This is a genomic window from Paroceanicella profunda (genome assembly GCF_005887635.2).
Classification (GTDB): domain Bacteria; phylum Pseudomonadota; class Alphaproteobacteria; order Rhodobacterales; family Rhodobacteraceae; genus Paroceanicella; species Paroceanicella profunda.
This window is the reverse complement of sequence record NZ_CP040818.1, coordinates 2,449,235-2,468,353: the sequence shown is the minus strand read 5'-3', so window position 1 is coordinate 2,468,353 and position 19,119 is coordinate 2,449,235. Positions and strand designations below refer to the sequence as shown.

Here is a 19,119-nt window from a genome sequence, read left to right as displayed (position 1 = left end):
GACGCGGGCCCGCACGGCGCAGGGGCGGAGGGCGGCCCGAGGCCATGGCGCAGCGGCGGTGCCGCACTGACGCACTGACGCACTGACGCACTGACGCACTGACGCACTGACGCGGCACATTCCGGCCAGGCCGGGGCCTGCGCAAGGGCCCGCTGACCGGGCGCCGGTCTCGGCCCGGGCAGCGCCCTGGTCCTCGCGGCGTGTCAGGCGGCCGGGGGCGGGGTGTCGGCTTCGCGTTCCAGGCCGGGGTAGCGCAGCCAGAGGGTGAGGGCCCGCGCGGTGTTGAGCACCATCAGCCCGGCCCAGAGCCCGTGGTTTGCAAACAGCGGAACGAGGGCGAGCAGTGCTGCGGCGTAGATCAGGCTGGACCACACGGCCGCCATGCGCATGTCCCGCGTGCGGGTGGCGCCGATGAAGATGCCGTCGAACATCCAGGCCAGGATGCCCACCACCGGGGCCAGCACCGCCCAGGGCAGGTAGGCGCGGGCCTCCGCGCGCACCGGGGCCGCGGTGGTCATCGCGTCGATGACGAAACTGCCGCCCAGCGCGAAGGCAAGTGCGAGGGCCAGCGCCCCGCCGATGCCCCAGAGGCTGGAGAGCCAGGCGCCCCGGCGCAGCGCCGCGCGGGCGCGCGCGCCCATCGCCTGGCCCACCAGTGCCTCCGCCGCGAAGGCGAACCCGTCGAGCGCGCAGGCGGTGATCTCGAGGAATTGCAGCAGGATCTGGTTTGCCGCCAGCGTCACGTCGCCGAAATCCGCGCCGAGGAACAGGAAGCTGGTGATGCTGGCCTGCAGCAGCACCGAGCGCACCATGATGTCGCCGTTCACCGCGGCCATGCGGCGCAGGCGTCGGCGATCGAACACCCGGGGCCAGTCGCACCATTGCGACCCGGCGAAGGCGGCGCGGCACAGGAACAGGCCCAGCGCCAGCCCGGTCCACTCCGCGATCAGGGTGGCCGTGGCCACCCCCTCCACCCCCCAGTCGAGCCCGAGGACGAACCACAGGTCCAGCCCCACGTTCAGCCCGTTCATCCAGACCTGCAGCAGCAGCACCGCGCGGGTGCGCTCCATCGCGATCAGCCAGCCGGTGACGGCGTAGAGCGCGATGGTCGCCGGCGCGCCCCAGATGCGGATGGAGAGATAGGCGCGCGCCAGCCCCTCCACCGCGTCGGAGGCCGGCGCCACCCGGAAGGCCGCCCAGAAGAGCGGCCCCTGGGCGGCGATGAACACCAGCCCGGCCAGCCCGCCCACCATGAGCGCGCGGGTGAGCAGCGCCCCGGTCTCGGCCACGTCGCCCGCGCCACGCGCCTGGGCCACCATGCCGGAGGTGCCCATGCGCAGGAAGCCGAACACCCAGTAGATCGAGGTGAGGATGATGGCGCCGATGCCCACGGCGCCGATGGGCGCGGCGAGCCCGATCTGCCCCACGACGCCGGTGTCGACGGCGCCGAGGATGGGCACGGTGGCATTGGAGAGCGCGATGGGCAGCGCGATGCGCAGCACCCGCGCATGGGTGATGTCGGCGGGGGAAAGTCTGGCGGTCATGGGTCCGGGGTCCGGTCTGGCTTGCGGCTGAGGGGCGGAGGCGGCTGTGCCTCAGCCTTGCCCGCGCAGGGGCCGCCGCGTGCCCGCCCGGCCACGCGGGCCGGTGACGCGGCGGTCCGCCTCAGCCACGGTCGAAGCGGGGCATCATGAAATGCCCCGTCGCCTGGATGAACGGTTTCTCGCGGTTGTCCTGCCAGCCCTCCACCTGCACGGAGGCATAGCGCCGCCCGGAGCGGGTGATGCGCGCGCGGGCATAGGCGTCGCGCGGCAGGCCGGAGCGCAGGTAGTCCACCGTGAAGTCGATGGTGCGCGGCAGCGAGATCATCCCGCCCGCCTCCAGCCGCGCCGCCTCCGCGCCGCCACCCTCGATGCGTTCCCAGATCATCTGCCAGGCCAGCTCGGTGATGGCGGTGATCTCCAGGAAGGCGCCGGTGACGCCGCCGTGCAGCGCCGGCAGCAGCGGGTTGCCGATGTTGGTCTGCGCATAGGGCAGGATGCCGGTGAGCTCATCCCCCCGGCGCTCGAAGGTGACCCCGAGGAAGCCGATATAGGGCACGGCGCCCACAAGGTGGCGCAGGGCCGCATCCCGCCGCTTCTTGATCACCTGCACGGGTTCGGGCGCGGGGCGGGCCATCAGGATGTCTCCTCCCGGGGGTCGCGGTCGATGATGAAGGCGCCGCTGGCGGTGGCGACGACCGCAGTCTCGTCAGCGCCCTCGAAGGCGGTAGCGCGCACGAAGCCCACGTTGCGGGTGGTGTGGTAGCACAGGGCGCGCGCGCTCACCGCAAGGCCCGGCGCCGCGGCGCGCATGTAGTCGATGCGCAGGTCCATCGTGGCGGTGATCTGCGCATTGGTCGGGTGCAGCATCACGGCGGTGCCCGAGCAGGTGTCCAGCAGCGTGGTGATCACCCCGCCGTGCATCACGCCGGTCTCCGGGTCTCCGACCAGCCGGGGGTGATAGGGCACGCGCAGCACCGCCTCGGCCAGCCCCATGGACACGAATTCCAGCCCCAGCGCCTGCGCATGCGGCAGCGAGCCGATGAAGGCCCGCGCAAGGCCGATCCGCGCTTCAAGGTCGAATGCAGTCATGTCCCGGGCGACCTCCCCTCACGCCTCACTGCGCCGCAAGAGACCATACTCCGCCGGGAACGGCAACGCAGCCCGGTGCGTCATCCGCGCGCCTTGATTTTGGCCGGAAATGATCCGATGTTGCAATTGAGAATTGTTCTCAATAAGGAGAGCCCCAGGATGCTTCCCCAGACCGGCGCCGCCGGACGGCTGCCCCGCACCGACCTTCCCGCACGGCGTGGGCCCTTCCGGCCGGGCCGGCTGGCGCTCGTCCTGCTGCTCGGCGCGCTGGCGGCGTTGCCGGGAGACCTGGGCGCCATCACCCGCGGCGCGCTCACGGACGCCTACCTGCAGGTGTCGGTCTTCGTGGCCGCCACGCTGCTCCTGTTCTACGGAGTGGAACGGGTCTGGCACGTGGACGTGGGCGCGCTGATGCGCCGGCACAGCCGCTTCCAGGTGCCGATCGCGGCGCTGTTCGGCGCCCTGCCCGGCTGCGGCGGCGCGATCTTCGTGGTGGCGGCCTATTCCTCCGGCCATGTCGGCATGGGCGCGGTGACCGCGACCCTGACGGCGACCATGGGCGACGCGGCCTTCCTGCTGATCGCCACCCGGCCGGACGTGGCGCTGGTGGTGCTGCCGGTCAGCCTGGTCACGGGCATCGTCTCGGGCTACGCGGTGGACTGGCTGGCGCCCGGGCGCGCCAGCCCCGGCGCGCGGGCGGCGGCTGCCCGGCCGGGACGGATCTCGCGGGTGCGGGCCCGCGACATCGCCGCCCTCGCGCTCGCGGCGCCGGGACTGGTGTTCGGGGCGATGCTGCTGGCCAATGTCGACCCGGCGGGGCCGTTCGGCGCCCTGCCCCAGGGCGTGGCCCTCGCCGGCATCGCCCTCGGCGCGCTGATCTGGGCCGCCTCGCCGGTCGATGCGATCACCTCCCCGCAGGACCCGCCGCTGGCGCGGATGAGCGAGGAGACCAGCTTCGTCACCGCCTACGTGATCATGGCCTATCTCGCCTACGACTACCTCATCGCCCTCACCGGCATCGATCTGGGCCAGGTGTTCGACACCGTCACGCCGCTTCTGCCGCTCATCGCCATCGTCGTGGGGCTGGTTCCGGGCTGCGGGCCGCAGGTGCTGGTGACCACGCTGTTCGTGAACGGGCTCATCCCGTTCTCCGCACTCATCGGCAACGCCATCTCGAATGACGGCGACGCCCTGTTCCCCGCCATCGCGCTGGACCCGAAAGCCGCGGTGCGGGCCACGCTTTATAGTACGATTCCCGCACTATTGGTGGCCTACGGCTTCCATTTCCTTGCCCCGGGACTGTTCTGACCCCATCTGAGGGGCGCCCGCGCGGACATCACGCGGGCGCTTGACCCCGGACGAGGCTTCGCAGAAAATGAACGCTCATTCAGATAAGCAGCGGAGGGAGGCTCCGGGCGTGCCCACGCGGCCATCGACCATCAGCGAGATGTGCGCCGAATTCGGCGTCACCCCCCGCACACTTCGGTATTACGAATACATCGAACTCATCGCGCCGGAGCGTGACGGGCGCAAGCGCCTGTACACGGCGCGGGACCGTGGCCGGCTGAAGCTCATCCTGCTCGGCCGGCGCTTCGGCTTCGCGCTGGAGCGCATCCGGCAATGGCTCGACCTCTATGACCAGGACACCGGGCCCGAGCTGCAGGTGCGCATGTGGATCGAAAGCTCCGCCGTCCGGCTGGAGGAGCTGGAGCGCGAGCGCGAGGAGCTGGACCAGACCATCGAGGAGCTGCGCGCCCTGCACGAGGCCGCCAGCAGCGGCCTGCTCACCGGAAAGCGCCTTGCCGCGGAATGAGGGGCTTACGCGACGTTATGCGCCCCTGAGCCCGGGAAGCCCTTGATCGAATCGCCCCCGCACCGCTCGTCTTGGAGGAACCGGACAGGAAACATGCCCGGGGGGGAAACCACAGTCGGGCCGGAGCCGGTCACCAGCCCGCACCGCATGCCGTCGCCATGCCGATCACCGGTTCCCTCCGGGCAACGCGCTGTCATCAGCGCCGGGAGGGCCGATGCAGACCTATGCGCCGCCGCTGAGGGACTTCGCATTCCTGCTCCACGAGGTGTTGCGGGCGGGCGAGAGCCCGGTGCCCGCCCTCCGCGCGCTTGACCCCGAAACCACCGCCGCCGTGCTGGCCGAGGCCGGGCGCATCGCCACCGAGGTGCTCGCGCCGCTCAACGCTTCGGGAGACCGCGCCGGCTGCCGGCTGGAAAACGGCGGGGTGCGCACGCCGCAGGGCTTCGCCGAGGCCTATGCCCTGCTGCGCGACGACGGCTGGAACGCCCTGGACTGCGCGCAGGAATGGGGCGGCCAGGGCCAGCCCCACCTGCTCGGCGCCGCGGTGGGGGAAATGCATGTCTCCGCCAACATGGCGTTGATGATGTACCCCGGCCTCACCCACGGCGCGTATTCCACCATCCGCGCCCATGGCACGGAGGCGCAGAAGCGCATCTACCTGCCCCCGCTCACCTCCGGCCGCTGGACCGGCACCATGAACCTCACCGAGCCGCAGTGCGGCACCGACCTCGGCCTGATGCGCAGCCGCGCGGAGCCGCAGGCCGACGGCAGCTACCGCATCACCGGCCAGAAGATCTTCATCTCCTCCGGCGAGCATGACCTCACCGAGAACATCGTCCACCTCGTGCTCGCGCGCATCCCCGGCGGGCCCGAGGGCATCCGCGGCGTGTCGCTGTTCATCGTGCCGAAATTCCTGCCCGACGCTGCCGGCGCCCCGGGCCCGCGCAACGCCCTCTCCTGCTCCAAGCTGGAGAAGAAGATGGGAATCCACGCCAACGCCACCTGCGTGATGGATTACGACGGCGCCACAGGCTTCCTGCTCGGGGAAGAACACAAGGGCATGCGCGCGATGTTCACCATGATGAACGAGGCCCGCATCAAGGTGGGGCTGCAGGGGCTGGCGCAGGCCGCGGCCGCCCATCAGGCCGCGGTCACCTGGGCGCGGGAGCGGCTGCAGGGCCGCGCCGTCATCGGCCCCTCGGACCCCGCGCAGCCGGCGGACCCGATCCTCCGCCACCCCGACATCCGCCGCATCCTGATGGAACAGCGCGCCTTCGTGGAGGGTGGGCGGGCCTTCCTCCTCTCCACCGCCGCACTGGTGGACGCGGTGGAGCACAGCGGCGACCCCGAGGCCGCCGGGCGGCTGGCGCTGCTCACCCCGGTGGTGAAGGCCTTCCTCACCGACCGCGGCTTCGAGGCCTGCGTGAACGCCCAGCAGGTGTTCGGCGGCCACGGCTACATCGAGGAAACCGGCATCGCGCAATTCCTGCGCGATGCGCGGGTGGCGATGATCTACGAGGGCACCAACGGCGTGCAGGCGCTCGACCTCGTGGGCCGCAAGCTGCCGGCCGACACGGGCCAGCACATCGCGGGATACCTGCGCGAGACCGGCGAGTTCCTCTCCGCCTGCGCGGCAGACGGCAGCCTGCCGGCGGAGTTCCTCGGGCCGCTGGCCGCCGGCGCGGCGGACCTGGGAGAGGGCGTTGCCTGGCTCGCCTCCGAAGGGCCGGCCGACCCGGCGGGCGCTCTCGCGGGGGCCACCGACTTCCTCCACCTGTTCGGGCTGGTCTGCCTCGGCCGGGCCTGGGCCGACATGGCCCGCGTGGCCGCCGCCGCCCTTGCCGGCACCCCCGAAGACCCGGCATTCTACGAGGCGAAGCTGGCCACCGGCCGCTTCTACATGGCCCGCATCCTGCCCGAGACCGCGCTGCGCCTGATCCGCATCCGCACCGGCGCCGGCCCGGTCACCGGGCTTGCCGAGAGCGCCTACTGAGCCCCGGGGCCGCACGCGCGCGCCCTGCAACAAGGACATACCATGGCCGACTACGCCCTCCATTGCTTCGCCCAGTCGGGCAACGCCTACAAGCCGGCGCTGATGCTGGAACTCTGCGGCGCGGACTGGGAGCCGCGGTTCGTGGATTTCTTCCACGGCGCCGTGCGCAGCCCCGAATACACCGCCCTCAACCCGATGGCCGAGGCGCCGGTGCTCGAACACGCCGGCCTCATCCTCAGCCAGTCCGGGGTGATCCTGGATTACCTCGCCGGCACCCTGGGCCGCTTCGGCCCGGAGACGGAGGAGGAGCGCCGCGAGATCCTGCGCTGGACGCTCTGGGACAACCACAAGCTCACCGCCAACATCGCCACCGCCCGGTTCCTCGCCAACTTCGCCCCCGAGAAGGCGCGCAACCCGGACGTGATCGCCTTCCTCACCGGCCGCTGGCGCGCGGCGATGAAGGTGCTGGAGGCGCATCTGAAGGACCGGGAGTGGATCGCGGCACCGAGGATGACCACCGCCGACCTCTCCTGCTGCGGCTACATCTTCTACGGCCCCGAGTTCGGCTTCGACCCGGCGGAATTCCCCGCCGTGGCCGCCTGGGCGGAGCGCATCCGCGCCCTGCCCGGCTGGAAACACCCCTACGACCTGATGCCGGGCCATCCCCTGCCCGGCTGACACGCGGGAGACCGAGATGACCGACGCCTACATCTACGACACCGCGCGCACCCCGCGCGGCAAGGGCAAGCCGGACGGCGCGCTGCACGAGGTCTCGGCCGTCCGCCTCTCCGCCGACATCCTCGACGCGCTCGTGGCCCGCAACGGGCTCGACAGCCGGCTCATCGAGGACGTGATCTGGGGCAATGTCACCCAGATCGGCGAACAGGGCGCGTGCCTCGCGCGCTCGGCCGTGCTGCTCTCCGGGCTCGACGAGAGCGTGCCGGGCGTCTCGGTCAACCGCTTCTGCGCCTCCGGCCTCGAGGCGGTGAACATGGCCGCGGGCCAGGTGATGGGCGGCCAGGGCGAGGCCTATATCGCCGGCGGGGTGGAGAGCATGTCCCGCGTGCCCATGGGCACCGACGGCGGTGCCATCGCCGCCGACCCGGAGCTCGCGATGAAGGCCTATTTCGTGCCGCAGGGCATCTCCTCGGACATCATCGCCACCCGCTACGGCTTCGACCGCGACACCTGCGACGCCTACGCGGTGGAAAGCCAGAGGCGCGCCGCCCGCGCCTGGGAAGAGGAGCGCTTCGCCCGCTCCGTCGCCCCGGTGCGCGACCGCAACGGGCTGGAGATCCTCGCGCGCGACGAACTCCCCCGCCCCGGCACCGACATGCAGTCCCTCGGCGCGCTGAAGCCCTCCTTCCGCGAACTGGGCGAGGTGATGCCGGGCTTCGACGCCGTGGCGCTGATGAAATACCCCGAGCTGGAGCGCATCGCGCACGTGCACCATGCCGGCAATTCCTCCGGCATCGCCGATGGCGCGGCCGGGGTGCTGATCGGCTCGAAGGCCTTCGGCACGGCGGCCGGCCTCACGCCCCGCGCCCGCATCCGCGCCACGGCCAAGATCGGCTCCGACCCCACGATCATGCTCACCGGCCCGGTGCCCGTCTCCCGCCGGGTGCTGGAGCGGGCGGGCATGAGCGCCGACGACATCGACCTCTTCGAGGTGAACGAGGCCTTCGCCTCCGTGGTGCTGCGCTTCATGCAGGCCTTCGACCTCGACCACGACCGGGTGAACGTGAACGGCGGCGCCATCGCCATGGGCCATCCGCTGGGCGCCACCGGCGCGATGATCCTCGGCACCGTGCTCGACGAGCTGGAGCGCTCGGACAAGGAGACCGCCCTCACCACGCTGTGCATCGGCTCCGGCATGGGGGCGGCCACCATCATCGAGCGGGTGTGAGCGATGCGCCTGCTTTCCTCCCGCCGGAGCCGCACCCGCCGCACCGGCGCGCCACTGCCCGCACAGGAGTGAGACCGATGACCGATTTCCACTACATGGCCGACCCCTCCGGCGTGGCCACCCTGATCTGGGACCAGCCCGACACCGCGATGAACGTGCTCACCTTCGAGGCGCTGGACGCGCTCTCCACCCACCTGGAGCGCGCGCTGGCCGATGACGCGATCAAGGGCATCATCGTGACCTCCGCCAAGAAGGATTTCGCCGGCGGCATGGACCTGCGGGTGCTCGGCGCGCTGCGCGCCTCCTCCGGCGCGGAGCCGGCGAAGGGCATCTTCGAGGGGTTGATGAAGATGCACGGCGTGCTGCGCCGGCTGGAGCGCGCGGGGGCGGACCCGAAGACCGGCAAGGGCGGCAAGCCGGTGGCCTGGGCCTCGCCCGGTACCGCCGCCGGCATCGGGCTGGAGATCGCGCTCGCCTGCCACCGCCGCTTCGTGGCCGACGCGCCGCGCGCCCGCCTGGGCCTGCCGGAGATCAAGGTGGGGCTGTTCCCCGGCGCCGGCGGCACCATGCGGGTCTCGCGCATGCTGGGGCTGATGGCCTCCGCGCCCATCCTGCTGGAAGGCAAGATGATGAAACCCGCCGAGGCGCTGGACTTCGGCCTGATCGACGAGGTGAGCGAGCCCGAGGCGCTGCTGGAGACCGCCCGCGCCTGGGTGCTCTCCGCGAAACCGGACGAGCTGATCAAGCCCTGGGACCGCAAGGGCTGGAAGATGCCCGGCGGCGCGCCCTACACCGCCCCCGGCTTTCCCACCTTCGTGGGGGCCGCCGCGATGGTGCATGGCCGCACGCAAGGCGTGTACCCGGCGGCGAGGGCGCTGCTCTCGGCCATCTACGAGGGCGCGCTGGTGCCCTTCGACACCGCGCTGAGGATCGAGGCGCGCCACTTCACCGCCGTGATGCTGAACCCTTCCTCGGAGGCGATGATCCGCTCGCTGTTCCTCTCCAAGCAGGCGCTGGAGAAGGGCGCCCTGCGGCCCGAGGGCGTGGCCGACCGCAAGGTCTCCCGCCTCGGCGTAATCGGGGCGGGGATGATGGGGGCCGGCATCGCCCAGGTGGCCGCCGCCGCCGGCATAGACGTGGTGCTGCTCGACCGGGACGGGCAGGCCGCCGAGGCGGGCCGCGCCGGCATCGCGAAGCGGCTGGGGGCGAGCGTGGAGCGCGGCCGCCTCGCGCCGGAGGCGCGCGACGCCGCCCTCGCCCGCATCACCGCCGGGGCCGACATGGGCCTGCTCGCCGGCGCCGACCTCGTCATCGAGGCCGTGTTCGAGGACCCCGGCGTGAAGGCGCCGGTCATCTCCGCCGCCGAGGCGCTTCTGGGCGCGGAGGCCACCTTCGCCACCAACACCTCCACCCTGCCGGTCTCGGGGCTGGCAAGGGCCAGCGCCCGGCCGGAAAATTTCATCGGCATCCATTTCTTCTCGCCGGTGGACCGGATGATGCTGGTGGAGATCATCCGCGGCAAGGAGACGGGCGACGCCGCCGTGGCCCGCGCGCTCGACTTCGTGCGCCAGATCGGCAAGACCCCGATCGTGGTGAACGACGCGCGCTTCTTCTACGCCAACCGCTGCATCATCCCCTACATCAACGAGGGGGTGAGCCTGGTGGCAGAGGGGGTGAGCCCGGCGCTGGTGGAACACGCCGCCACAGGCATGGGCATGCCGCTGGGGCCGCTGCAGCTGGTGGACGAGACCTCCATCGACCTCGCCGCGCGCATCGCCCGGGCCACGAGCGCCGCCGGCGAGGGCCACGCCCCCGGCGCCGCGGACGCGGTGATCTTCACGCTGGAGGGCGAGGGCCGGCTGGGGCGCAAGGCGAAGGCCGGCTTCTATGCGTATGACGATGCAGGCAAACGCACCGGCCTCTGGCCCGGGCTGGCAGGGCACTGGCCGCCCGCGCCCGAACAGCCGGGGGTGGAGGAGGTGCGCCAGCGCCTCATCCTCATCCAGGTGCTGGAGGCCCTGCGCGCGCTGGAGGAGGGCGTGCTCACTGATGTGCGCGCAGGCGACGTGGGCGCCATCCTCGGCTGGGGGTTCATGCCTTGGTCCGGCGGGCCGTTCTCCTGGGTGGACATGACCGGGCCGGGCCGGGTGCTGGAGCTGGCCGAGGACCTCGCCGCGCGCTGCGGCCCGCGCTTCGCCCCGCCCGAGCTGCTGCGCGAAATGGCGGCGAGCAACCGGCGCTTCTACCCAGGCTCCGGCCAGCGCGCCGCCGCCTGAGGGCGGCGCGCGCACAAGCGTGAGGGGCGCAGCCCGCAAACCGTGCTACGCTCCTCCCCAAGGGCCGCCAAAGGCCCGCACAAGAGCACTTGGGAGGACACGCGAATGCACGACCTGATGCAGGACTGGGAAATGCGCGTGACGCATATTCTCGACCACGCGGCGCGCTACCATGCCGGGCGCCGGCTGGCCGGCCGCAGCGCGGAGGGAGACCGGATCGACACCACCTACGGCGCCCTGCGCGGGGCTGCCCTGCGCGTGACCCAGGCACTGCGGCGCGACGGCATCGGCCGGGGCGACGTGGTGGGCGTGATGGCCTGGAACACGCCGCGGATGATGGAGGTGTGGTACGGCGTGCCCGGCGCAGGCGCGGTGTTGCACACGCTCAACCCGCGCCTCTTCGCGGACCAGCTCGTCTACATCATCAACCACGCCGGCGACACGGTGATGATGGTCGACGCGGACCTGCTGCCGGTGCTGGAGGCCATCGCCGACCGGCTGCCGAAGGTCCGCCGCTGGATCGTGCTCACCGACACGGCGCGCATGCCCGCCACCGCCCTGCCCGCCATCAGCTACGAGGACTGGCTTGCCGGCACGGACGGCGACACCGGCTGGACAGAGGGTTCGGAGCGCGACGCCTGCGGCATCTGCTACACCTCCGGCACCACGGGAAACCCCAAGGGCGTGGTCTACACCCACCGCTCCAACGTGCTCCACGCCCTCACCGCCCAGGCGCGCGACATGTTCGGTCTCGCCTCCTCCGACACGCTGATGCCGGTGGTGCCGCTGTTCCACGCCAACGGCTGGTCCTGCGCCTATTCCGCGCCGATGTCTGGCGCGGCCATGGTGATGCCGGGGCGCGACATGAGCCCCGCCGGGCTCTACGAGATGCTGTCGCTCGGGGTCACCATCACCGCTGCCGTGCCCACCATCTGGCTGGGCCTGCTGCGCTATCTGGAGGAGAACCGGCTGGACCTGCCGCATCTCGACCGGGTGGTGATCGGCGGCTCCTCCTGCCCGCGCGCCGTCATCGAGGCCTTCCAGGAGCGCTACGGCGTGCAGGTGCTGCACGCCTGGGGAATGACCGAAATGTCCCCTCTGGGCACGGTCTGCACCTTCAAGCCGGAGGTGGCCGCCCTCGGGCCGGAGGCCCGGCTCGACACGCAGGAGACCGTGGGCCACCCGCCCTTCATGATCGACCTCGCCATCACCGACGACGCCGGCCGCCCCTTGCCGCATGACGGCCGCACGCAGGGCCGGCTGAAGGCCCGCGGCCCCGCCGTGCTGCGCCGCTACCTCAACGAGGAGGAGGACGCGCTCTGCCCCGAGGGCTGGTTCGACACCGGGGACATGGCCACCATGGACGCGCACGGCTACGTGCGCATTACCGACCGCTCCAAGGACGTGATCAAGTCCGGCGGCGAATGGATCTCCTCCATCGCGCTGGAAAACGCAGCCGTCGGCCACCCGGACGTGGCCGAGGCCGCCGCCATCGGCATCCCCCACCCGAAATGGGACGAGCGCCCGCTGCTGGTGGTGGTGCCCCGCCCCGGCCGGCACCCGGACAAGCGGGACATCCTGGACCTCATCGCCACCCGCTTCGCGCGCTGGCAGGTGCCCGACGACGTGCTCTTCGTCTCCGAGATCCCGCACACGGCCACCGGCAAGATCTCCAAGCTCACCCTGCGCCGGCAACTGGCGGAGATGAACTACGTCGCACCGGAGTGAGCGCCGCCCGCACCGCGCCGGCACGGGGGCCGGACACCCAGTGGAATGCGCGCCGGACAAGCGTGCCGGAGAAAGGTTGCCGCAGTGTTGCACCGCGGACACCGGGCCGGCACGGGAAACGGACGGATCGCGGGACGCACGGTGACCGGAAAGGGCCGGAACCAGCCCGGCGCCGGCACGCGCGCAGTCCTGCGTGCAACGGGGGGTCCCCCGCCCCAGCCCCGGCGCCGGCCCCCGCCCCGGCGCCGGCCCCGGCTCAGGCGCGGCTCCCGCACCACACTCGCGCGCAACCCGCGGCCCCACGCGCATTGGCGGATGACCTTCCCGCGCCGCCTTGGTAGGCTCTGCGCCGAGAGCTTCGCCCGGAAAGAACGCATGAAATGAGCATCAGACCCCTGCCCTCTCTACCGGGCAGTGACAGGACAGCCGCCCGCCACGCCGCGTCGCGGCCGGTCGCACCCCGCAGGAGCGCCCTGCACTGATGTCCCGCACCGCTCTCGAACGCTATGCGCTGCTGGAAGCGCTCGGCCTCTATTACGACGGCTTCGAGGATCACCCGCGCGAGGTGGTCGTGAAGTTCGGCGAGGCCACCCTCACCCTGCTCAGCACGAATGACCTGCCGATCACCCACTGGGCGCTCGCCTCGCTGCGCCGCCTGCCGGATTCGCCGCCGGACGGCCCATTGCGCCTGTCGCCCGGGCCGGAGAGCGACGAGCGGCTGGAACTGTCGGATCCGGACATGATCGAGGCGCTCACCCTCGTCTGCCGCGACCTCGACGGCACGCCGCAGCCCCGAAACCGCCGGGCGCTGAAGCTGATCGGCGGCGCGGGGCTGCTGGCCGCGGCGCTGGTCGCGCTCTATCTCGCGGTGCCGATGATGGCGGTGCAGATCGCGCTGCTGCTGCCGCAGGCCCGCCAGCAACTGCTCGGCCGCGCCATGGTCCAGGACCTGCGCACGGACCTGGGCGACGGCACGCCGCTGCGCATGTGCGACGCGCCGGAGGGCGTGCGGGCGCTGACCCGGATGATGACCCGGCTCACCCGCGGCGACGCCGCCGGCGGGCGCGTCACGGTCCAGGTGTTCGACCACCCGATGCAGAGCGCCTTCGCCGTGCCCGGCCACCGCATCCTGGTGTTTCGCGGACTGATCGAGGCGGCCGACAGCCCCGAGGACCTCGCCGGCCTGCTCGCCCATGCCCTCGGCCATGCCCTGGCGGAGGACCCCACGGGCCGCACCCTCGCCGCCGCCACCCCGATGGAAATCGCCGAGATCGTGTTCGGCCGCCTCTCGCCGGACACCGTCTCGCGCCTCGCCGCCGACCTGCCGCAGAGCGACTACGCCGACAAGCGCGAAGCCGAGGCCATCGCCCGCGCCACCGGGCTGCTCCGCCAGGCGGGACTGCCCGAGACCGCCGGCCAGGCCCTGCTGCGCCGGCTGGCCGCACAGGGCGCCACGGACACCGGCACAGGCCCGGTGCCGCACGCCGCACGCCACGTGATGCCGGAGCCGCCTGCGCCGGAAGCAGCCGCGCCCTTCATCCCCTCCCTCGATGATCAGGACTGGGTGGCCCTGCGCGGCATCTGCGACCGCTGACGCGCGGCCGGGAGGGGCCGCGCACGCGCTCCCCGGGCCGGGCGGCCGCCCCTGATCCGCGCCGGGGCCCGCAGTCTGCCCGCGTGGCGGCGGACCGACAGGCCCCGAGACCACCCGCGACATCCACCGGCCGGGCCCCTCAGGCTCCGGAAATCAGCGCCAGCCAGTCATCCTCGCTCAGCACCTCGAGACCGAGCGCCTCGGCCTGCGCCAGTTTCGAACCGGCGCCGGGGCCGGCCACCACGATGTCCGTCTTCTTCGACACCGAGCCGGACACCTTGGCCCCGAGGCTCTCGGCACGGGCCTTGGCCTCGGCCCGGGTCATCTTCTCCAGCGTGCCGGTGAAGACCACCGTCTTGCCGGCGACCGGGCTGCCGGCGCCGCTCGGCGCCGCGACATCCTCGACCTCCAGTTGCGCCAGCAGCCGGTCCATCGCGGCGCGGGCGTTCGGCTCGGCGAAGGTCTCGATCAGGGCGGAGGCGAGCACGGTGCCCACGCCGTCGATGTCCAGCAGGCCCTGGCGCTCCGCCTCGTCCTCCTGCGCGGCGCGCATCGCCGCCTCGAACGCCCGCCACGAACCGTAGTGCCGCGCCAGCAACGTGGCGGTGCTCTCGCCGACATGGCGGATGCCGAGGCCGAAGATCAGCCGGTTGAGCGGGATGCGGCGGCGCTCGTCGATGGCCGCGAACAGCTTGGTGGCGGATTTCTCGCCCCAGCCCTCCAGCGACTGCACCCGCTGCAGGTTGCCCGGGCCGTGCCGGTCCTTCAGGGTGAAGATGTCCGCCGGCTCGTTCACCCAGCCCATGGAGTGGAAGGCCTCCACCTGCCGGGCGCCGAGACCGTCGATGTCGAACGCGGCGCGGGACACGAAATGCCGAAGCTTCTCAACCGATTGCGCCGGGCAGATCAACCCGCCGCTGCAGCGCCGCACCGCCTCTCCGGGCTCGCGCGGGGCGTGGCTGCCGCAGGCCGGGCAGGTCTCCGGGAAGACATAGGGCACGGCACTGTCCGGCCGGCGCGAGAGGTCCACGTCCTTGATCTTCGGGATCACGTCGCCGGCGCGGTAGACCGTTACCCAGTCGCCCACGCGGATGTCGCGACCCTCGCGGATCGGCTCGCCGTCGCCGCCCCGTCCGGCAATGTAATCCTCGTTGTGCAGGGTGGCGTTCGAGACCACCACGCCGCCCACCGTGACCGGCCGCAGCCGCGCGACGGGCGAAAGCGCCCCGGTCCGGCCCACCTGGATCTCGATGGCAGTGAGCTCGGTCACCGCCTCCTCGGCCGCGAACTTGTGCGCGATGGCCCAGCGCGGCGTGGTGGAGCGGAAGCCGAGCCGCTCCTGCAGGTCCAGCCGGTCAAGCTTGTAGACTACGCCATCGATGTCATAGGGCAGCATGGCGCGCTCGGCCGCGATGTGATCGTAGCGCGCGATCATCGCCCCCGGCCCGTCGCAAAGCTGCGTGAGCGGGTTCACACTGAAACCCATGGCCTTGAAGCGCGCCAGCACGCCGGACTGGGTTTCGCCCAGGGGCTCGGACACCTCGCCCCAGGCATAGGCGAAGAAGCGCAGCGGCCGCGCCGCGGTCACGCCGGCGTCGAGCTGGCGCAGCGAGCCCGCGGCCGCGTTGCGCGGATTGGCGAAGGGCCGCGCCCCGCGCGCCTCCTGCGCTGCGTTCAGCGCCTCGAAATCGTCATGGGCCATGTAGACCTCGCCGCGCACCTCCATCACCTCCGGCGCATCGGCGATCCGCTCGGGAATGTCGTCCACGGTGCGGGCATTGGCGGTGACATTCTCGCCCTCGGCGCCATCGCCCCGGGTGGCGGCCTGCACGAGCACGCCCTTCTCATAGCGCAGCGACAGGGAGAGGCCGTCGATCTTCGGCTCGGCGGTGTAGGCCAGCGGCGCCTCGGCATCGAGCCCGAGGAACCGGCGGATGCGGGTGTCGAACTCGGTTACCTCCTCCGCGGAGAAGGCATTGGCGAGCGACAGCATCCGGACCCGGTGGCGCACCTTGGAAAACCCGTCCGCCGGGGCGGCGCCGACCCGCATCGCCGGGCTGTCGGCGCGGCGCAGATGCGGAAACCGCTCCTCGATCGCCAGGTTCCGCCGGCGCAGGGCGTCATAGTCCGAATCAGTCAGGAGCGGTGCGTCCTCCCGGTGATAGGCGACATCGGCCTCCGCGATGCGGGCGGCCAGCCATTCCAGTTCGGCCCGGGCCTGGTCTTCCGTCAGATCGGAAATGTCAGTGTCGCTCACGATTCGCCCTCCCGAAGATCGGGGAGCAATCTAGCTTTTCGGCCGGCAGCGTCCAGCGCCCTCCCCACGCGGGCGACCGGCCACCGACACCGCCCGCCCGGCGTCGCCTTGCCCGGCGCACCTCCCAGCGTGGGGCCGGCACCGCCACCCGACACGCCTCGGCTGCTGCGCGCCAATTCATCGCTCGGTCCGAAATGAATGACTGAACCGTATCGCTCCTGCCCGCGCCGATCACACCCACGACCGGCCCTGTCCGGAGGGGCTGCGTCCGCCCTGTCGGGTTTCAGCCTGCACCACGGGCCGCAGGATGACACATGCCTGTCCGGCCTGGTCATGGAGGGATGCCCGCCGCGTGACGGCAGTCCGAGGCGCCGGGTGAGGGGCGGATGCCCACCTCCCGGCCCTGCCCGGATGCCTTCCTCAGCCGGCCATGGCGGCCTGTGAAGGAACCGGATCGCGGAGCACGTAGCCGCGCCCCCAGACAGTCTCGATGTAGTTGTCCCCTTCCGTGGCAACGGAAAGTTTCTTTCGCAGCTTGCAGATGAACACGTCGATGATCTTGAGCTCCGGTTCGTCCATGCCCCCGTAGAGATGGTTTAGGAACATTTCCTTGGTCAGCGTCGTCCCCTTGCGGAGCGACAGCAGCTCGAGCATCTGGTATTCCTTGCCGGTCAGCGGCACCGGCTTCCCGGCGACATCGACCGTCTTGGCATCGAGATTCACCCGGACCTTCCCGGTCTCGATCACAGACTGCGCATGGCCCTTGGAGCGCCGCACGATGGCATGGATCCTGGCCACCAGTTCGTCGCTGTTGAAAGGCTTGGTCATGTAATCATCCGCGCCCACGCCGAAGCCGCGGATCTTGTTCTCGGTGTCGTCGAGCCCCGAAAGGATGAGGATCGGCGTCGCGATCTTGGACACCCTCAACTGGCGAAGAACCTCGTAGCCGGTCATGTCCGGCAGGTTCAGGTCCAGCAAGATGAGGTCGTAATCATACAGGCGTGCGAGATCTATTCCCTCCTCTCCGAGATCTGTGGTGTACACATTCAGGTTCGCCTTGCTCAGCATCATCTCGATGCTGCGCGAGGTCGTCGGATCATCCTCAACCAGTAGAACACGCATAGAAACTCTCCTGAGACTGCCTCCCCACCAACAGTTAACCAGTCTGGAGCAACAATAGTAAACATAGAGTTACTATTGCAAACCCGTTTCGGGAGCGGGCGCCCTCGTATAACTATAAGCAGACTAACGAAATGTCTGCATTGTCGTTACCCGAAGGGCACGCGCCCCGTGCCGGGCGACCGCATCGCGCCAGGCATCCAGTTCTTCCATCGACAGGGCATATCGCCTGCACGCCTCCTCGGCGGTGATCAGGCCGCCGTTCACGGCCGCGACGACCGCGGCCTTGCGGCGCGCGACCCAGCGCTTGGTATCTGCCGGCGGCAGATCCGAGCGCGTTATGACTTCTCCGTTCAGCCCCGTCGCGAAGACAGGGCCGTTCACCCGCTTGATATACATTCTACCCCACTCATTTCACTCATATTCACCCACGGGAAAGGCTAGTCCCAATGGCTTAATGGGGGGTGAAACCTCGCTTGTGACGCGCGGGGCCACGCCTATATAAGGGCCGCAAGGAGAACGTCATGCTCAACGCCCTGCCCGCACCGGGCCTCAACAGCCTCGGATTCGCCAAGCCGCCCGCCGAAACGCGGGTGGTCGTCGCCATGTCCGGCGGGGTGGACAGCTCGGTGGTCGCAGCCCGGCTCAAGCGCGAGGGCTACGACGTGGTGGGCGTCACGCTCCAGCTCTACGACCACGGCGCCGCCCTGCAGAAGAAGGGCGCCTGCTGCGCAGGGCAGGACATCTACGATGCCTCCCGCGTGGCCGAGGTGATGGGCTTTCCCCACTACGTGCTCGACTACGAGAACCGCTTCCGCGAGAGCGTGATCGACGAGTTCGCCGACAGCTATCTCGCCGGTGCCACGCCCATTCCCTGCGTGCGCTGCAACGAGCGGGTGAAGTTCCGCGACCTGCTGGAGACCGCGCGCGAGCTCGACGCCGACTGCATGGCTACCGGCCATTACGTGCAGCGCTTCGAGGGCGCGCAGGGCCCGGAGCTGCACCGTGCCGCCGACCCCGGGCGCGACCAGTCCTACTTCCTGTTCACCACCACCCCCGAGCAGCTTTCCTACCTGCGCTTCCCGCTGGGCCACCTGAAGAGCAAGGCCGAGACCCGGGCACTGGCCGCCGAATTCGGCCTCACCGTGGCCGACAAGCCCGACAGCCAGGACATCTGCTTCGTGCCCGAGGGCGGCTATGCCGACGTGATCGCGAAGCTGCGCCCCGGCGCCGCCGAGCCGGGCGAGATCGTGCATCTCGACGGCCGCAGGCTGGGCCGCCACGCGGGCGTGCTGCACTACACCGTGGGCCAGCGCCGCGGTCTCGGCATCGGCGGGGGCGAGCCGCTCTACGTGGTCAAGCTCGATCCGGACGCGCGGCAGGTGATCGTCGGCCCGCGCGAGGCGCTCGCCATCCGCGAGATCCCAGTGCGCGAGATCAACTGGCTGGGCCACGCCGCCTTCGAACAGGCGCCCGAGGGCGGCTGGGAGATGATGGTGAAGGTCCGCTCCGCCCGCCCGCCGCGGCCCGCGCGCATCCACCCCACCGGGCCGGACACGGCGCGCGTGGAGCTGCTCTCGGCCGAGGAGGGCGTGGCCCCGGGGCAGGCCTGCGTGTTCTACGCGCCGGAGGGCAACCGGGTGCTGGGCGGCGGCTGGATCCACCGCGGCTGAAGCACCGCCCCATGGCGGGACGCTTTCCACGCGGGATCGGGGCGGGGACCGCGGCGACGCGTCCGGGCCGGCCCGCACGGAGCTGAGGCGCATTCCGCCCGGGGGTTCTGGACACGCGCCGGGCCGC

At 71.2% G+C, this 19,119-nt stretch carries 15 protein-coding genes; 9 read left to right on the top strand and 6 right to left on the bottom strand.

What is annotated here, in order from left to right; translation table 11 throughout:
- Nucleotides 1-203: 203 nt before the first annotated feature.
- From FDP22_RS11025 to FDP22_RS11015, 3 genes are all read right to left on the bottom strand, one after another.
- The gene (locus tag FDP22_RS11025; protein WP_138572921.1) at nucleotides 204-1,544 is read right to left on the bottom strand and encodes an MATE family efflux transporter; all 1,341 of its coding nucleotides are present in this window, start codon (nucleotides 1,542-1,544) and stop codon (nucleotides 204-206) included.
- A gap of 121 nt (nucleotides 1,545-1,665) precedes the next feature.
- Nucleotides 1,666-2,178 carry a PaaI family thioesterase gene (locus tag FDP22_RS11020; protein ID WP_138572919.1) on the bottom strand — a complete coding sequence of 171 codons (513 nt, stop codon included), beginning with the start codon at nucleotides 2,176-2,178 and terminating at the stop codon, nucleotides 1,666-1,668.
- Nucleotides 2,178-2,633: a PaaI family thioesterase gene (locus tag FDP22_RS11015; protein ID WP_138572917.1), complete on the bottom strand. Its 456-nt coding sequence runs from the start codon at nucleotides 2,631-2,633 to the stop codon at nucleotides 2,178-2,180. Before FDP22_RS11015 ends, FDP22_RS11020 begins: the two co-directional genes overlap by 1 nt.
- 159 nt (nucleotides 2,634-2,792) lie before the next feature.
- Here FDP22_RS11015 and FDP22_RS11010 point away from each other — a divergent pair, with 159 nt between their 5' ends.
- From FDP22_RS11010 to FDP22_RS10975, 8 genes are all read left to right on the top strand, one after another.
- Nucleotides 2,793-3,941: a putative manganese transporter gene (locus FDP22_RS11010; RefSeq protein WP_138572915.1), complete on the top strand. Its 1,149-nt coding sequence runs from the start codon at nucleotides 2,793-2,795 to the stop codon at nucleotides 3,939-3,941.
- A gap of 139 nt (nucleotides 3,942-4,080) precedes the next feature.
- Entirely contained in the window at nucleotides 4,081-4,446 is a 366-nt protein-coding gene (locus FDP22_RS11005; protein WP_239031937.1) for a MerR family DNA-binding protein, read from the top strand.
- A gap of 214 nt (nucleotides 4,447-4,660) precedes the next feature.
- The gene (locus FDP22_RS11000) at nucleotides 4,661-6,439 is read left to right on the top strand and encodes an acyl-CoA dehydrogenase (RefSeq protein ID WP_138572911.1); all 1,779 of its coding nucleotides are present in this window, start codon (nucleotides 4,661-4,663) and stop codon (nucleotides 6,437-6,439) included.
- A gap of 42 nt (nucleotides 6,440-6,481) precedes the next feature.
- A complete protein-coding gene (locus tag FDP22_RS10995) occupies nucleotides 6,482-7,117 on the top strand; it encodes a glutathione S-transferase family protein (protein WP_138572909.1) in 636 nt (211 codons plus the stop codon).
- Between the two features lie 16 nt (nucleotides 7,118-7,133).
- Nucleotides 7,134-8,345, top strand: coding sequence for an acetyl-CoA C-acetyltransferase (locus FDP22_RS10990; protein ID WP_138572907.1), 1,212 nt, complete (start codon nucleotides 7,134-7,136; stop codon nucleotides 8,343-8,345).
- A 77-nt stretch (nucleotides 8,346-8,422) separates the two neighbouring features.
- A complete protein-coding gene (locus FDP22_RS10985) occupies nucleotides 8,423-10,621 on the top strand; it encodes a 3-hydroxyacyl-CoA dehydrogenase NAD-binding domain-containing protein (RefSeq protein WP_138572905.1) in 2,199 nt (732 codons plus the stop codon).
- A 105-nt stretch (nucleotides 10,622-10,726) separates the two neighbouring features.
- The gene (locus FDP22_RS10980; protein WP_138572903.1) at nucleotides 10,727-12,349 is read left to right on the top strand and encodes a long-chain-fatty-acid--CoA ligase; all 1,623 of its coding nucleotides are present in this window, start codon (nucleotides 10,727-10,729) and stop codon (nucleotides 12,347-12,349) included.
- Nucleotides 12,350-12,830: 481 nt separating this feature from the next.
- Nucleotides 12,831-13,943, top strand: coding sequence for a M48 family metalloprotease (locus FDP22_RS10975; protein WP_138572901.1), 1,113 nt, complete (start codon nucleotides 12,831-12,833; stop codon nucleotides 13,941-13,943).
- Nucleotides 13,944-14,082: 139 nt separating this feature from the next.
- Here FDP22_RS10975 and ligA read toward each other — a convergent pair whose 3' ends face one another.
- The 3 genes from ligA to sciP all read right to left on the bottom strand — a co-directional run bounded on the left by ligA (nucleotide 14,083) and on the right by sciP (nucleotide 17,718).
- The gene (gene ligA, locus FDP22_RS10970; protein ID WP_138572899.1) at nucleotides 14,083-16,203 is read right to left on the bottom strand and encodes an NAD-dependent DNA ligase LigA; all 2,121 of its coding nucleotides are present in this window, start codon (nucleotides 16,201-16,203) and stop codon (nucleotides 14,083-14,085) included.
- Between the two features lie 417 nt (nucleotides 16,204-16,620).
- Nucleotides 16,621-17,322, bottom strand: coding sequence for a response regulator transcription factor CtrA (ctrA, locus tag FDP22_RS10965; RefSeq protein ID WP_138572897.1), 702 nt, complete (start codon nucleotides 17,320-17,322; stop codon nucleotides 16,621-16,623).
- A gap of 123 nt (nucleotides 17,323-17,445) precedes the next feature.
- A complete protein-coding gene (sciP, locus tag FDP22_RS10960) occupies nucleotides 17,446-17,718 on the bottom strand; it encodes a CtrA inhibitor SciP (protein ID WP_138572895.1) in 273 nt (90 codons plus the stop codon).
- Between the two features lie 125 nt (nucleotides 17,719-17,843).
- On the opposite strand from sciP, the gene mnmA reads away from it, so the two are divergent.
- Nucleotides 17,844-18,992: a tRNA 2-thiouridine(34) synthase MnmA gene (gene mnmA / locus FDP22_RS10955; protein ID WP_170317661.1), complete on the top strand. Its 1,149-nt coding sequence runs from the start codon at nucleotides 17,844-17,846 to the stop codon at nucleotides 18,990-18,992.
- Nucleotides 18,993-19,119 lie beyond the last annotated feature (127 nt).